We start from the raw sequence: 14,815 nt of genomic DNA on the forward strand, positions 1-14,815 counted from the left end.
TGTTCACAATGCAAAGATATAAAACTCTAGTTATTATCGAGATATTTTCTCCAACGTTCGGAAGCTTCCTGCATATCCTTTGGCATCGGGCTTTCAAAAAACATTTCCTCTTTTGTCGTAGGATGGATAAATCCCAATGTGTGCGCATGCAGAGCGTGTCTTGGTAAGACCTCAAAAACATTTTGTACAAATTTTCTGTACTTCGGCAGATCAACACCTCTCATTGCAATATTGCCTTCGTATCTGGCATCATTGAATAAAGTATGCCCGATATGTTTGAGATGCGCCCGGATCTGGTGCGTCCTTCCTGTCTCCAATTTGCATTCTATCCAGGTCATGTAGCGGAATCGTTCTAAAACCTTGTAATGGGTTACCGCGTGTTTGCCGTGGCTGCCATCATCATAGGTGTACATCTGCATTCGGTTTTTTGGATGTCTGCCGATGTGTCCAGTTACAGTTCCTGTATCATCTTTCACATTGCCCCAGACAAATGCCCAATAGAGGCGTTTGGTAGTTCTATCAAAAAACTGTTTTGCCAAAAAGCTCAAAGCATATTCTGTTTTAGCAATCACCAATAATCCTGAAGTATCTTTATCAATCCTATGCACCAAGCCCACTCTATCGAGGTCTGAGTTATAATTTGGGTCTTTTGAGAAGTGATAAGCCAAAGCATTCACCAATGTGCCGTCCCAATTCCCAAATCCTGGATGCACAACCATTCCTGGATCCTTGTCCACAACCACCAGATCATTATCCTCATAAACAATATTGATCGGAATATCTTGCGGAATAATCGTGTTTTCTCTTGGTGGATGTGCCAATAGAACGCTGATCTCGTCACCAGGTTTAACTCTGTAATTTTGTTTTACAGGATTTCCGTTCACGATGACGTTTCCAGCTTTGCACGTTTGGGCAATTTTGTTTCTTGAAGAATTCTGACGGAAGATCAATAAAAACTTGTCTATCCTAAGTGGTTCTTGTTTCTTATCCACTGTAATGTTGACGTGTTCAAACAATCCGCTGTTTTCTTCATCAGCAGAAATGTCTTGATTAATTAATTCGTCTTCCAGAAAATCTTCGGTCTCGTCTAGCATATTTTAATTCTAAAAAGGCTTCAACAGATGTCGAAGCCTTTTAATTTTTTATTTATTCAATCACCACCTTTTTTGGCTTTGGTTTCTCTACAGGTTTTGTAGATGATGGCGTTGTTGTACTTTGTTTCACAGGTGTTGCAGTGTTTGCAGGCTGTGTTGTTGTCGGTTTTGGTTTCGGCGTTGTCGTCGCAGCTCCCGAAGTTGATGGCGTGTTAGAAACCGGCGGTTTTACAACTGCCGGTCTCTGTTCAATCGTTGGTGGCGGCACTTCATTGTATTGAATTGGAGCCAACGTGGTGTCAATCTTCGGACGGTACATGTCATCCAACTGCTGTATTTTGCTTTGCATCTCGGCTGGCGTCTTTTTACTTGCCCAGAGATCGATCTGCATGCCTTGATCTCGAAGAGAACCAAAACTTGGATCTTGGTAATAAACAATATCAGAATCATCTTTTCCGCCATCTTCATGGTCTACGATCCCAACCTCAAACAATGCTTTTCCAATGATCTGCTTAGCTTCCTGAACGGTTCTTCCCACCACATTAGGAACTGAAACATTTCTCAACGGTCCAGAACCAATGACCAGATCGACGCTGGAGAACTTTGGTAGCAGGGTTCCAGGTTTGATGCTTGATCCATTAAAAATAATTCTAAGAACGGCATCTCTCTGGATACTCGGTTCGAAAAGTGTATCGCCAACCTTTAATCCAACAAGCGTCAATTGATTAAATGCCAAACCTTTATATCTGTCAATAATGTCCGGAACGGCCACTTTTGCCCAAGTTCTAGGATTGACCTTCAGAACGATTGCTCTCCCGCTTTTCACACTTGCTCCAGGCGATGGGAAAACTGCCAATACCTGAAAAGGACGGAATTTTGGGTCATATTTGAAACTATCGACCTCATATTCCAAACCGGAATCATCAAGGATCTTGATAGCATCGTGCACCTTCATATTCATCACATTGGGTACAGGAACTTCATCTCCGTGGTGGGTATGATACTCCAACCAACGGAATGTAAGCCAAACCAAACCGGCGAAAAACGCCATTGCCAATACGATATTAAGTAATACTTTCCAGTGGAAAAGCGATTTGAACATAATTATTCTTTTTCAGAAACGTAACGCAAATATAGATAATTAAATTGTATTACCCTTTTCTATGAATTGTAAAAAGCGATTAAAAAAAGAAAATGGGAGGTTTGGTTTAAAAATCTTATTTTTGCACTTTGAAATACATATGGAGTCTATACAAGTTCACGACAAAAGTTTCGTACCATACCTGAAACACGATGAAATTCAGGCAATTATTAAAGAATTAGCAGAAAAAGTTTACGAAGATTACAAAGATGAAACCCCAATTTTCATTGGTGTTCTGAATGGTGTCATCATGTTTTTCTCAGATTTTTTAAAATATTATCCTGGTAAATGTGAAATTGCCTTTTTGCAAGTAAGTTCTTATTCTGGGACGCAATCTACAGGAATTGTTTACAAAAAAATGGAATTGACAAAAGATGTTATGGATCGTCATATCATTCTTATGGAAGACATTGTTGACACTGGAAATACATTAGAAAATCTCTTTGAATATTTCAAAAACACGCAACGTCCTAAGTCTTTGAAAGTGGCATCTTTACTTTTAAAACCAGATGTTTTCAAAAAAGATTTCATCGTGGATTATGTTGCTAAAGAAATTCCAAACAAATTTGTATTAGGCTACGGATTAGATTATGATGAGTTGGGAAGAAATTTACCAGACCTATATCAATTGGAAGAAGGTAGAATCAATCATTAATCTCTACTAAAAATAGAAAGAAATAAATCTAAATAAATTAAAGTAATATGATCAATATTGTTCTCTTTGGCCCTCCAGGAAGTGGAAAAGGAACCCAGGCTCAGCATCTCATCGAGAAATTCAATCTGAAACAAATTTCTACCGGAGATCTTTTTCGATTTAATATGAAAAATGATACAGAGCTCGGAAAATTAGCAAAATCATACATCGATAAAGGACAATTGGTTCCCGATCAAGTCACAATTGACATGTTAATTGATGAGTTGAGAAAACCGACAGAAACCAACGGATTTATTTTTGACGGATTCCCTAGAACTGCAGTTCAGACAGAAGCTTTGGAAACCATCGTGAAAGAAGAATTGAATTCGGAGATCAGCATTTGTCTTTCATTAATTGTAGATGATGCAGTTTTGGTGGAAAGACTTCTAAAAAGAGGAGAAACCAGCGGAAGAACAGACGATTCTAATGAGGACATCATCCGAGATAGGATCACAGAATATTATACAAAAACTGCAGAAGTTGCAGAATTATACAAAAAACAAGGCAAATATGCAGAAGTGATCGGCGTTGGCGACATCTCCGAGATCTCTGAAAAACTTTTTGCTGAAGTAGAAAAAATTAAATAAGCCGGAAGATGGAAGTCGGAAGCGGGAAGTTTTCCCATCTTCGGACTTCCATCTTCCATTAATAAAAATATTATGTCAAATTTCGTAGATTACGTAAAAATCCACTGTAAAAGCGGTCACGGCGGTGCTGGATCGGCTCACCTTCGTAGAGAAAAATATATTCCTAAAGGTGGCCCGGATGGTGGCGATGGCGGACGCGGTGGCCACGTGATCATGAGAGGAAACGCTCACGAATGGACGCTTTTGCCATTGAGATACACGCGTCACATCAAAGCAGAACGTGGACACAACGGTCAAAAAAACCAGTTGACAGGTGCTTACGGCGAGGATGTTTACATCGATGTGCCAATGGGAACGATTGCCAGGAATGAAGAAGGTGAGATCGTAGGCGAAATCCTGGAAGATGGGCAAGAGATCATCTTGATGGAAGGTGGAAAGGGCGGAAAAGGAAATGAGCATTTCAAATCCTCTACCAACCAAACACCAAGATTTGCACAACCAGGAATGGATGGACAGGAAGGTTTTGTGACTTTCGAATTGAAATTGCTTGCTGATGTTGGATTAGTTGGATTCCCGAATGCTGGAAAATCTACGCTTCTTTCATCCGTTTCTGCAGCAAGACCAAAGATCGCTGATTATGCTTTCACCACGTTGAAACCAAATCTTGGAATCGTAGAATGGAGAAATTACAAATCTTTCGTCATGGCCGATATTCCTGGAATCATCGAAGGTGCTGCGGAAGGGAAAGGTCTTGGCCACAGATTCCTAAGACATATTGAAAGAAACTCAATTCTATTATTTTTAATTCCGGCCGATTCTGAGGATCATTTCCAGGAATTTAAAATTTTGGAAAACGAACTTAAGGAATACAATCCTGAACTTTTGGACAAAGATTTCCTTCTATCCGTTTCGAAAGCTGATCTTTTGGATGATGAATTGAAAAGAGAGATCGCAGCAGAATTCCCAGAAAACAGACAACCATTATTCTTCTCCGGTGTGACTGGCGAAGGACTTCAGGAATTGAAAGATGCTATCTGGAAAAAATTGCACGGATAATTTTCGGAACAATTATTGAAAGTCTAAACACAAAAAAATACGATGAAATACTTATTCAGCTTACTGTTTATTTTAGGATTAATGTCCTGCACGACTTCTCAAGTTTCAAAATATTCTGCGATAGAATATCAAGTTGGACCTTGTTTCGGATTCTGTCCAACCTACAAGATCACCATCGATTCCAATCGAAATGCAATCCTGGAAGCAGAACATTTCAACTTTTCCGAAGGTGGATCCAAGGATGATTTGAACAAACCAAGAGAAGGCACCTTCAAAGCGAACTTGAGTACTGAAGATTACAAGAAATTGGTGGATGCGACAGATGCCGCAAACATCAAAACACTAAATGAGAGTTACATCGACAAAAGAATCATGGACGCTTCGAAAGTAAATCTAAGAGTTACTTTTGCTGACGGAACCAAAAGAGATATCGCAATGTCGGCTGGTGAAAAACCAAAAACATTGACCGACCTGACTACGTTGATCGATGAAATTAAGCAAAATCAAAAGTGGGTAAAAGTTAAATAAGACTTAATCTCGACTTTATTTTAAATAAGTTACCTTTGCAACATATTAATTCCTCCTAATATACGGAGGAATTTTTACTTTATTAAATTAAAAAAATATTCCATTTGAATTTTGACGAATTAGGCTTGATCAAGCCAATATTAGACGCCTTAAAAGCGCAAGGTTACGAACAACCTACACCAATACAAGAAAAAGCGATCCCATCTATCCTGCAAGGCAGAGACCTTTTGGGAAGCGCACAGACAGGAACAGGAAAAACAGCGGCATTTGCCATCCCTATTCTACAAAATCTTTCTTCTGCCAAAGAACCACACAGAAATCAGATCAAAGCATTGATTCTAACGCCTACGCGTGAATTGGCAATCCAAATTGAAGAAAACTTCCAAGACTACGGAAAACATCTGAAACTGAGATCACTTGTGGTTTTCGGGGGTGTGAAACAGCACGCACAAGAACAGCAACTTAAAAGAGGCGTTGATATTTTGATCGCGACGCCAGGAAGATTGTTGGATTTTATTTCCCAAGGCATTGTGAAACTTCATCACTTAGAAATTTTTGTTCTGGATGAAGCGGATAGAATGTTGGATATGGGATTTGTTCACGATGTTAAGAAGATCCTGAAATTGATCCCAGCAAAAAGACAAAACCTTTTCTTCTCTGCAACGATGCCGAAAGAAATCGCAAAGTTGGCTTCTGAGATCTTGATCAATCCGGTAAGAGTTGAAGTAGCTCCGGTTTCTTCGACAGCTGATACGATCCAGCAAAGTATTTATTTTGTTGATAATAACAACAAGACCGATCTTTTGATCCACCTTTTGGAGGATCCGAAATTCGATCAGGTTTTGGTTTTCTCGAGAACTAAACATGGCGCAGATAAGATAGTCAAGAAATTGTACCAATCAAACATTTCTGCAGAAGCAATCCACGGAAACAAATCTCAGAATGCAAGACAGAACGCACTTTCCAACTTCAAATCAAAAAGAACGAGAATCTTGGTAGCGACAGACATCGCAGCGAGAGGAATTGATATCGACGAGTTGAAATATGTTGTGAATTACGAATTGTCCGACGTTTCCGAAACTTACGTTCACAGAATCGGAAGAACTGGTAGAGCCGGATCAGAAGGAACTTCTTTCTCATTCGTAGATGCTTTGGATCTTGCGAATCTTAGAAATACCGAGAAATTGATCGGGAAGAAAATTCCTGTTGTAACGGATCATCCTTTTCACACAGACAATCTTGTAGAGCAAAAGAGAGACAGCAACAACAAGCCTTTCACACCGAGACCAAGAACAAACGGTCAACGCTCCGAAAAAACTAAGAATAAAAGCAATTTCTACAGAAAAAAATAAAAAGAAAACCGGAAGCAATTTCCGGTTTTTTTTATTTTAAGTCGAATAAATTATGCTGGTTTCTTTTTCACCAAATTGATGATCGATATCACCGTAATTGCACCGCCCATTCCGAGTAAAAAAAGCGCTATCGAATTACCTCCGACCTCACTCCTATTATTCGCAGAGATCTGTCTTGCTGCTTCTTCTGCGCTGGTAGCTGTTGTAGCAATTTCTATATTTTTTTGATTGACCGCGTCACCATCAACTTGAAAGTAAAGATATCCGCCAATGACCAAAGCAATGATGCCTATGATCAGTAAAATTTGAGGTTTGTTTTTCATACGTAGACTATTAGATTTATTATTAGTCTAAAGTACTAAAAATTTTATTGGCATTTTCAGTCGTAATCCTATCAATCTCAGCAAAGTCTTTACCGTAAATATCAACCAACTTTCCAGCAACTAACTCTACGTAAGAACTTTCGTTTCGTTTTCCACGGAACGGAACTGGCGCCAAATAAGGTGAATCTGTTTCCAGAACGATTTTGTCTAATGGAATTTGATTCAAGAACTGATCGATCTTTCCATTTTTAAATGTCACTACACCTCCGATTCCTAAAACAAATTGAAGGTCGATTGCCTGTTTTGCTTGTTCCAGATTTCCCGAAAAACAATGGAAGATCCCGCGTAATTTCGGATGTTTCTTTCGCTCCAAAACTTCAAAGGTCTCATCAAAACTTTCTCTGGAATGGATCACGATGGGAATATCTTTCTCAATCGCCCAATCGATCTGCTGTTCGAAAGCTTTGACTTGAATATCCAAAGTTGATTTATCCCAATACAGATCGATCCCGATTTCGCCAATGGCCACAAAGTCGCGCTGGGAAAGATAATTCTGAACGAGATTCAATTCGTTTTCCCAAGATTCTGGCTGTACGGAACAAGGATGCAATCCCATCATCGAAAAAATTTTGCCCGGATATTCGGTTTCGAGAAGGAGCATTTTCTGATGTGTTTCGGAGTCAATTGCCGGAAGGAAGAATTTCTCCACGCCTTTGTCCAAAGCCCGCTGGATCATCTCTGTGCGGTCTTCATCGAATTGTTCGGAATATAAATGGGTGTGTGTGTCTATCATTGTTAGTTGTTAGTTGATTGTTGCTGGTTGTCAGAAGAATCCTATCAACTAAAAACCATCAACTATCAACCGAATATTTTATGTTTTACTTTCTTCTGCTGATAAAGGATCTTTTGATTGATCTTTTCCAAGAATTCCTGATATTTTGGATTCTTTTCATCGGCTGTTTTGTGATTCAGCGCAGTGAGAATCTTATTATTTTCATTAATGAAAAGCTTGGTCTCATCGGTAAAATAAGCATTCCCGAATTTTTCCCAAATGTATTGAACAGCCTGAGAATTCGGATGGATCATATCTTCCTTGTAAAATCTGTACTCGCGGAGATCATCCATCATCAATTCGTAGATTGGAAGATAATGGCACGTTTCTTTTCCAGAAATCGATTCGTGGATGGCCGTTATCAATTTTGATTTGCTTAATTGATTTTCGACAATACCATCTTTGGTGTGACGAACTGGCGAAACCGTGAACAGGATCTTCACATCTTTTTTACAAATATCCTTCAGAGTATCAATAGTTTGATTGATGGATTCCGTCAATTCCTGATTGGACAAAAATCGTTTCTCGAAAAATTTCTGAGGAATCTTGTGACAGTTGGCAACCAACTTTTTCTTTGGAAGAAATTCATAAATGTAAGATGTTCCAAATGTGATAATTACAAAACTCGTGTTCTGCAAAAACTGATTCGCTTCTTCAATATTTTTGTTGATCTGCTCCAACGATTGTTTCGCAAACCGCGAATCGAAGGACGAATGATGATCGAGACTGATGTAACTTTCATTGGCCAATATCAAATCACTTTCTTGATATTCCTTCGCATCATAGATCTGCTGGATCGCATTATTGATCGAATACGGATTGAAGATTGTCCCAAATGGATTGTTCAAAGATTGGATTTGGCCTTCAGAAAATTTGTCGTGCATCTCCGTCGCAAAACACGATCCTATGGAAAAGATGCAATCATCTGTCCCAATTTTTCTCTCACTTGCATTAATATCTACTTCTGTTCTGAATTTCATTTTTTTAAATGTAGCAATTTATCAATGTAAAAATTTACCAATATCTGAGATTTTATGAGACTGGTAAATCGGTACATTGTTATATTAAGATTCTCTTCTCAAAAGATAATTCGCCAGTTCTCGGAAAGGCAATTTTTTCTCGTCTGGAAGGTTGATCTGATCAAGATAACTTTGACCAATTTCGTTGTGTTTTTGAATCAGTCTTAGAACTTTGTCATCCACTTTTGTTCTGCGGAAGATCTTCTCGACGCTATAAACCTTGTCGACATTGTCAGTTTTTTTGGAATACCAATAATTCAGTTCAGATAATTCCTCTGGATTGGCGTGCTCTAGGGCCAAAAGATAAAGAATGGTTTTCTTATTCTCATAAATATCACCAGCATGTTTCTTCCCAAATTGTTCCTGATTTCCGAAAACATCCAGATAATCATCCATAATTTGGAATGCGATCCCGATGTGTTTCCCGAAGTTATACATCGCTTCTGCATCTTCTTCTGATGCTCCAGCGATCAATGCTCCGATCTGGAAAGATGAGGCACTTAGAACACCCGTTTTGAAAGTGATCATTTGGATGTAATCGTCGTAAGAGACATTTGACATATTCTCAAAATTGATGTCAAACTGCTGACCTTCGCAAAGAACGGCGCCAGTTTCAGAAAATATCTTGATACACTTTTTGAATAATTCCGGTTCCAGATCTTCGAAGAATTGATACGCTTTGATCAATAAAGCATCTCCGGAAAGGATCCCAACATTGATTCCATGAAGAGTATGGATCGTTGGTTTATTTCTCCTCAATGGCGCTTCATCCATAATATCATCGTGGATCAAGGTAAAATTGTGGAAAAACTCAATGGCCAAAGACGGTTTCAATGCTTTTTCCAAATCGCCTTGGAAAAGATCGCAGGCCATTAGCAACATGATCGGACGAAGCCTCTTTCCACCATGAGAAATGATGTAATTCATCGGGTGGTACAACTCGTCTGGTTTGTTGGTAAACGTATGTTTTTCGATAGCGTCTGCTACAATTTTCTGATACTGATCTAGGAATTCCATTTAAAAACTTGTTTGAGGCAAAAATACGTTTTTTACAATTGTTCTACCAAGATTTTGAATCTTGTTTTATGAGAATTAATCATAAAAAAAGCTTCCCAAAACTGAGAAGCTATATGTTTTAAATTTAATTTCAAAATTAAAATACCAATATAAAAAGCAGATAAGTAATTCCTGCAACGATGGCGCTGATCGGAATCGTAAGGATCCAAGCCCAAAGCAAACTTACGGTAATTCCCCATCTTACAGCCGAAACCCTTTTAGTCAATCCAACCCCGATGATCGCACCTGTAACAGTGTGTGTCGTAGAAACTGGAATCCTCAATTGTTCTGTGATGAAAAGCGTGATAGCACCTGCTGTTTCCGCAGCTACACCTTCCAGTGGCGTTACTTTCGTTATCCTGGTTCCCATCGTCTTGATGATCTTCCAACCACCACTCATCGTACCCAAAGCGATTGCTAAGAAAGACACAACTGGTACCCAAAGGTAATGTTCTGCAAAGAAGTTAAAACGGTCAGCTTCCGGAATGTTCAGATACAAAGGATCTTTCATCATATTCACGTGGAAATAGATCATCGCTGCTCCAATGATTCCCATTACTTTTTGCGCATCATTGGTCCCGTGTCCAAGACTGAATAAAGCTGAAGAAACCAACTGTAATTTCTTGAAAACACGTTCCGCCTTATGTGGATTTGCTCTTTTACAGATATTAACGATGATCAAAGTAATGATAATTGATATCGCCATACCGATAAGCGGCGCCATAAAGATGAATAGGAAAATTGGGATCACCACTTTGTACTTCACAACATTCTGTGTAAAAAGCTGCACAAATGCTTGGTAGGCCTTTTCGAAGAAAGAATAATCTGGATGTGTGATGGCGATGACATGATAATCGGTGATCAAAGCGTGCATCAATGCTGCTCCGATGAATCCTCCAATCAAGGTATGCGATGATGAGGACGGAATCCCGAACCACCAAGTGAGCAAGTTCCACGCGATCGCAGCGATAAGCCCTGCAAAAATAACCTCAAGTGTGATGAAGTTCTCATCCACGGTCTTGGCAATCGTGTTACCAATTTTGAATTCGCCTACAACGTAAGCAGCTATGAAAAACGCGGCAAAATTCCAGAATGCTGCCCAAAGAACAGCTTGAAAAGGCGTCAGTACTTTTGTAGAAACAATGGTTGCGATAGAGTTGGCTGCATCGTGAAAACCATTGATGTAATCGAATATTAACGCAAGCGCGATAATGACAATTAGTAGAATTGGAAATTCCATTCGTATATTTTTAGATACTGCTTTTATGCGTATTTGATAACTATGCTCTCCATCGTGTTGGCAACATCTTCTGCTTTGTCTGTAACGATCTCTAGATAATCCAAGATCGATTTTTGCTTGATGATCAAAAGCGCGTCATTGGTTTCAAACAACTTTACAATTGCCTGGCTCAAAACATCGTCAGCAATATTCTCGTAAGAATTGATCTTGATGCAAGATTCTCTCACCTCGTTTGGATTTTTGAAATCTTTCAGGTTCTCCAACGCTTTCTTGATCTCGATACAACATTTGTGGATCAAAAGAGAAAACTCAGAATACACTTTGTTCTCCGGACTTTTATATAAATAAATATATTTTGCAGAAGCGTAGATGTAATCAGCAATATCATCCAATCCAGAAGCCAGATAGTTGATATCCTCTCTGTCAAACGGCGTAATGAAGTTCTCACCTAGTTGTACATAGATCTCGTGAGTCAAATCATCCAATTTATGTTCGTAATCACTCATTTGATTCAACAATGTTTCATCATTGATATCAAAATCCAGCAAACCGTCGTGAAATGTTTTTGACATCTCCACCAAGTTATCTGCTACACGAAGAAACAGTTCAAAAAAGATTTTATCCTTAGGCTGAAACGCTCTGAAAAGATTACCTATTCCCATTATTTTTGTTTAATTTGTGCAAATATGACTAAAAAACAAAAGGCAATGGAAATTTTTATGTTAATTAATTATTAAGATTAAATAACACAAAAACCTGCTGATTAGCAGGCTTTTACGTTTTATAAATTTTATAAATTTTCGGCTTTTTTGACTATTGAGCTACTTCTGCTCTCATTTCTTTTCCCCGAAACTTCATACTAGTTAATCCATCCATAACTTCATTCTTGTACGACTTTTCAATTTCGAAGAAACTGAATTTGTCCAAGATCTCGATCTCACCAATATCCGCTCTTTTCTTAGATTTAGAAGTCGCTTTGTTTATGATCTCCAGCATGTCCACTTTTTTCAATTGGTCTCTTTTTCCAAGATTGAAGAAGAATCTTACCATATCTTCGTTGTTACGTCTAGGCTTACGGTCTCTACCGCCATCTCTAGATCCACCACGATCTCCTCTGCCATCTCTGTCTCGGAAAGAACCGCCATCTCTAGAACCTCTATCTCTGTCTCTGCCGTCTCTATCTCTTCTTCCTGGCTTGTCGTCTCTGCTGTTACCGAATTTCTGATCTGCAAGATCATTGCTATTCTGATAGTAAGTAGCCATTTCCTTCAATTGGAATTGCAATAGTTGGCTTACCAACTGCTCCTTAGTGAAAGCTGAAAGATCCGGGATCAAACTCTCGTCAAAATCGATAACGTCTACGTGCTCCGTCAATAACTTTTCGAAAACACCGCCAACTTGCGCTTTAATAATTTCTTTTCCAGTAGGGATTTTTTTCTCAACGATTTCGATCTTGGTTTCAGCCTTGATCTGCTTCATTTTTCTGCTTTCCTCTGGTTTTGCCAACGTCATCGAGATTCCGTTTTTACCTGCACGTCCTGTTCTTCCACTTCTGTGAACGAAAACTTCCGGATCATCTGGTAAAGAGAAATGGATCACGTGTGTCAAAGAATCCACATCCAATCCTCTAGCTGCAACGTCTGTCGCTACTAAAATATCGATGTTTTTCAGTCTGAATTTCTTCATTACTGTATCTCTTTGCGCCTGAGAAAGATCACCGTGAAGTGCATCTGCCGCGTAACCATTCTGCATCAAGAAGTCTGCAACCTCCTGAGTTTCCATTCTTGTTCTACAGAAAATAATGGAATATTGGTTTGGATTAGCGTCGATCAGTCTCTTAAGAGCTTCTTTCTTCTGTCTGTAACCAACCACATAAAATTCGTGCGTGATGTTTTTCTTCACTTCATTGACAGATCCGATAGTAATTCTATGAGGATTAGTCAAATAATTTTTAGAAATACGTTCCACTTCTTTGCTCATTGTAGCAGAGAAAAGGAAAGTTTGTTTTGTATCTGGCGTTTCTCTCAATATAGTTTCCAAATCATCTTTGAAACCCATAGAAAGCATTTCGTCAGCTTCGTCTAACACTACCCATTGAGCTTCAGAAAAGTCCAATGCTTTTCTGTTGATCATGTCGATCACACGTCCTGGAGTTCCCACGATGATCTGTGGTTTTTCTCTAAGAGATTTGATCTGATCCATAATACTGCTACCACCATAGACTGCAGTAGTCTTGATGTCTCTAAGGTATTTAGTATAATTCTTGATGTCTTTGGTAATCTGGAGGCAAAGTTCTCTAGTAGGGCAAAGCACCAATAATTGGATTTTACGACTCTTGTCGTCTATCATATCCAAAATCGGAAGCGAAAACGCTGCTGTTTTGCCTGTTCCTGTTGCCGCAAGTGCGATAAGATCGCGAGTATCTGTAGAGATAAAAGGAATAGTCTGTTTTTGGATTTCTGTCGGCTCTACGAAGCCGAGGTCGCCAATCGCCTGAAGAACTTCAGCGCTAAGATTGGATTCCGTAAATAAATTCATTTAAAAAGATCGTCTAATAATTGGTGCAAAGATACACTTTTTATTTTTGATAACAAAATGACTTCTTTTTTAACGATTCCTTATTACGGAAAATTAATATTGGAATATTCGATTTATAAAGTCTCGGTCTTTTTCAAATACAAATTCCTATTCGTTTTAAAATAGATAAAATAGGCGACCAAAAAAAGTTGGTACCATTCAAAATCAAGTTTGAATCTGGTCATGGCCGCATGTCCTATCGTGTAAGGTAAAGTAAAATTAGCAAATAAGACAAGTGTAAAGATCAATAGAAACAAATGACGTCTTTTATACATTTCTATCATGGCCAATATTGACATAATATTAATAACAATCACGTAGAGTTTGCGACCTAGTAATATCGATAAAGAATTGTCATAAAAATATCTGGACGGCACATACCACAACATCAATGCATTTGCGAAAGCCTTTCGAACAGAGATATATCGGTCATTTTTTTCAAGTTCCTTGACTTCCTTTTTGTAAAATGCCTCCATCGTGAATTCATCTGTTTTGGAACGTCGTCTTTTGATCTCCTCTCCTTTTTCAAATGGTATTTTTTGCAAAGATTCGAAAATTTGCACTTCGGAAAAATAACCAAAATGTATGTTTTGCCACACTGGCGTCTTTGCAATGATCAACTTATCAAAAACGACATAATTACGGATCACCCAAGGCGAATATAAAATACCAACGGTGCAAATTATAAAGAAGAACTGTTTCAATTTTACCTTCTTAAAAATCAACAAAGAAAACAATAAAACAATTGAAAACGGAACTGCAATGACCTGAGTCAGGAAAAGCAAAGTTGTACTGATAGCTAGAATTATTGATCTTCTGCTCAAACTCCCTTTTTCCCAGATAAGCAAAAACCAGAACAGAAAATTGAGAAAAATAATGATAAAAACATTCGTGATCTCCAGAGTATTGGAATAGAAAAAGTAAGCTGGCGATAAGATAAAAAGATAGCTCGTGACAAGACCGATCATTAGCTTATCAAAGATCTTCGAAATCGAAATGATCAATAATGGAATCAAAAAATAAATGAGATGCTGAAAAATGATGACAGCCGCCATCGCATGATCGCCAAAAATTTTTATGAAAATCGACAATAAAATTGGATACAAAGGAAGCTTGTAAGCCGTAGGACCAAGATTGATATATTCAGAATAGACATTGTATTTCGCTAGATTGTTGGCGATGCTCCAATCTTCAAAGGTCAATCCTTCAAAACCATGCAATGACGAATAAAATATTTTGGCGCACAGAACCAGAATATTGAATAAAATAAATATTTTTTGCTGAAGGAAAAATCGAATTACTTTTTTCACAATTTA

15 protein-coding genes are annotated in these 14,815 nt (G+C 38.4%); 5 read left to right on the forward strand and 10 right to left on the reverse strand.

Annotated elements, in window-relative coordinates:
• Window positions 1–26: 26 nt before the first annotated feature.
• Both BMW39_RS11440 and BMW39_RS11445 read right to left on the reverse strand, forming a co-directional pair.
• Complete coding sequence (locus BMW39_RS11440) at window positions 27–1,094, reverse strand: RluA family pseudouridine synthase (RefSeq protein WP_034975521.1); 1,068 nt, start codon at window positions 1,092–1,094, stop codon at window positions 27–29.
• A 52-nt stretch (window positions 1,095–1,146) separates the two neighbouring features.
• The gene (locus tag BMW39_RS11445; protein WP_034975525.1) at window positions 1,147–2,196 is read right to left on the reverse strand and encodes a PASTA domain-containing protein; all 1,050 of its coding nucleotides are present in this window, start codon (window positions 2,194–2,196) and stop codon (window positions 1,147–1,149) included.
• A gap of 139 nt (window positions 2,197–2,335) precedes the next feature.
• Here BMW39_RS11445 and hpt point away from each other — a divergent pair, with 139 nt between their 5' ends.
• The 5 genes from hpt (at window position 2,336) to BMW39_RS11470 (ending at window position 6,452) form a co-directional block, all read left to right on the forward strand.
• Complete coding sequence (gene hpt, locus BMW39_RS11450; protein WP_034975528.1) at window positions 2,336–2,890, forward strand: hypoxanthine phosphoribosyltransferase; 555 nt, start codon at window positions 2,336–2,338, stop codon at window positions 2,888–2,890.
• Between the two features lie 47 nt (window positions 2,891–2,937).
• Window positions 2,938–3,516 (forward strand): adenylate kinase, encoded by a 579-nt coding sequence (locus BMW39_RS11455; RefSeq protein WP_034966964.1) that lies wholly within the window; start codon window positions 2,938–2,940, stop codon window positions 3,514–3,516.
• Window positions 3,517–3,588: 72 nt separating this feature from the next.
• Entirely contained in the window at window positions 3,589–4,572 is a 984-nt protein-coding gene (gene obgE, locus BMW39_RS11460) for a GTPase ObgE (protein WP_034966961.1), read from the forward strand.
• A gap of 42 nt (window positions 4,573–4,614) precedes the next feature.
• On the forward strand, window positions 4,615–5,100 hold the full coding sequence (locus BMW39_RS11465) for a DUF6438 domain-containing protein (protein ID WP_034975531.1): 486 nt from the start codon (window positions 4,615–4,617) through the stop codon (window positions 5,098–5,100).
• A gap of 104 nt (window positions 5,101–5,204) precedes the next feature.
• A complete protein-coding gene (locus tag BMW39_RS11470; protein WP_034975533.1) occupies window positions 5,205–6,452 on the forward strand; it encodes a DEAD/DEAH box helicase in 1,248 nt (415 codons plus the stop codon).
• A gap of 50 nt (window positions 6,453–6,502) precedes the next feature.
• Here BMW39_RS11470 and BMW39_RS11475 read toward each other — a convergent pair whose 3' ends face one another.
• The 8 genes from BMW39_RS11475 to BMW39_RS11510 all read right to left on the reverse strand — a co-directional run bounded on the left by BMW39_RS11475 (window position 6,503) and on the right by BMW39_RS11510 (window position 14,809).
• Window positions 6,503–6,775, reverse strand: a complete 273-nt coding sequence (locus tag BMW39_RS11475) for a hypothetical protein (RefSeq protein ID WP_034975535.1) — start codon at window positions 6,773–6,775, stop codon at window positions 6,503–6,505.
• Between the two features lie 22 nt (window positions 6,776–6,797).
• Complete coding sequence (locus tag BMW39_RS11480; protein WP_034975538.1) at window positions 6,798–7,568, reverse strand: TatD family hydrolase; 771 nt, start codon at window positions 7,566–7,568, stop codon at window positions 6,798–6,800.
• 65 nt (window positions 7,569–7,633) lie between these two features.
• The gene (locus BMW39_RS11485; protein ID WP_034975541.1) at window positions 7,634–8,587 is read right to left on the reverse strand and encodes a GSCFA domain-containing protein; all 954 of its coding nucleotides are present in this window, start codon (window positions 8,585–8,587) and stop codon (window positions 7,634–7,636) included.
• Window positions 8,588–8,671: 84 nt separating this feature from the next.
• Window positions 8,672–9,643: a polyprenyl synthetase family protein gene (locus BMW39_RS11490; RefSeq protein ID WP_034975543.1), complete on the reverse strand. Its 972-nt coding sequence runs from the start codon at window positions 9,641–9,643 to the stop codon at window positions 8,672–8,674.
• 136 nt (window positions 9,644–9,779) lie between these two features.
• The gene (locus tag BMW39_RS11495) at window positions 9,780–10,922 is read right to left on the reverse strand and encodes an inorganic phosphate transporter (RefSeq protein WP_034975545.1); all 1,143 of its coding nucleotides are present in this window, start codon (window positions 10,920–10,922) and stop codon (window positions 9,780–9,782) included.
• Window positions 10,923–10,945: 23 nt separating this feature from the next.
• On the reverse strand, window positions 10,946–11,584 hold the full coding sequence (locus BMW39_RS11500; protein WP_034975546.1) for a DUF47 domain-containing protein: 639 nt from the start codon (window positions 11,582–11,584) through the stop codon (window positions 10,946–10,948).
• A gap of 151 nt (window positions 11,585–11,735) precedes the next feature.
• The gene (locus tag BMW39_RS11505) at window positions 11,736–13,460 is read right to left on the reverse strand and encodes a DEAD/DEAH box helicase (protein WP_034975549.1); all 1,725 of its coding nucleotides are present in this window, start codon (window positions 13,458–13,460) and stop codon (window positions 11,736–11,738) included.
• A 113-nt stretch (window positions 13,461–13,573) separates the two neighbouring features.
• Window positions 13,574–14,809 carry a glycosyltransferase family protein gene (locus tag BMW39_RS11510; protein ID WP_034975551.1) on the reverse strand — a complete coding sequence of 412 codons (1,236 nt, stop codon included), beginning with the start codon at window positions 14,807–14,809 and terminating at the stop codon, window positions 13,574–13,576.
• Between the last annotated feature and the right edge of the window lie 6 nt (window positions 14,810–14,815).

Source organism: Epilithonimonas lactis (assembly GCF_900110605.1).
Lineage (GTDB): Bacteria > Bacteroidota > Bacteroidia > Flavobacteriales > Weeksellaceae > Epilithonimonas > Epilithonimonas lactis.

Bases quoted from the DNA above. Each gene is read 5' to 3' on its own strand.
- BMW39_RS11440 (WP_034975521.1), bottom strand. From the start codon at position 1,094: ATGCTAGACGAGACCGAAGATTTTCTGGAAGACGAATTAATTAATCAA.
- BMW39_RS11445 (WP_034975525.1), bottom strand. From the start codon at position 2,196: ATGTTCAAATCGCTTTTCCACTGGAAAGTATTACTTAATATCGTATTG.
- hpt (WP_034975528.1), top strand. From the start codon at position 2,336: ATGGAGTCTATACAAGTTCACGACAAAAGTTTCGTACCATACCTGAAA.
- BMW39_RS11455 (WP_034966964.1), top strand. From the start codon at position 2,938: ATGATCAATATTGTTCTCTTTGGCCCTCCAGGAAGTGGAAAAGGAACC.
- obgE (WP_034966961.1), top strand. From the start codon at position 3,589: ATGTCAAATTTCGTAGATTACGTAAAAATCCACTGTAAAAGCGGTCAC.
- BMW39_RS11465 (WP_034975531.1), top strand. From the start codon at position 4,615: ATGAAATACTTATTCAGCTTACTGTTTATTTTAGGATTAATGTCCTGC.
- BMW39_RS11475 (WP_034975535.1), bottom strand. From the start codon at position 6,775: ATGAAAAACAAACCTCAAATTTTACTGATCATAGGCATCATTGCTTTG.
- BMW39_RS11480 (WP_034975538.1), bottom strand. From the start codon at position 7,568: ATGATAGACACACACACCCATTTATATTCCGAACAATTCGATGAAGAC.
- BMW39_RS11485 (WP_034975541.1), bottom strand. From the start codon at position 8,587: ATGAAATTCAGAACAGAAGTAGATATTAATGCAAGTGAGAGAAAAATT.
- BMW39_RS11490 (WP_034975543.1), bottom strand. From the start codon at position 9,643: ATGGAATTCCTAGATCAGTATCAGAAAATTGTAGCAGACGCTATCGAA.
- BMW39_RS11495 (WP_034975545.1), bottom strand. From the start codon at position 10,922: ATGGAATTTCCAATTCTACTAATTGTCATTATCGCGCTTGCGTTAATA.
- BMW39_RS11500 (WP_034975546.1), bottom strand. From the start codon at position 11,584: ATGGGAATAGGTAATCTTTTCAGAGCGTTTCAGCCTAAGGATAAAATC.
- BMW39_RS11505 (WP_034975549.1), bottom strand. From the start codon at position 13,460: ATGAATTTATTTACGGAATCCAATCTTAGCGCTGAAGTTCTTCAGGCG.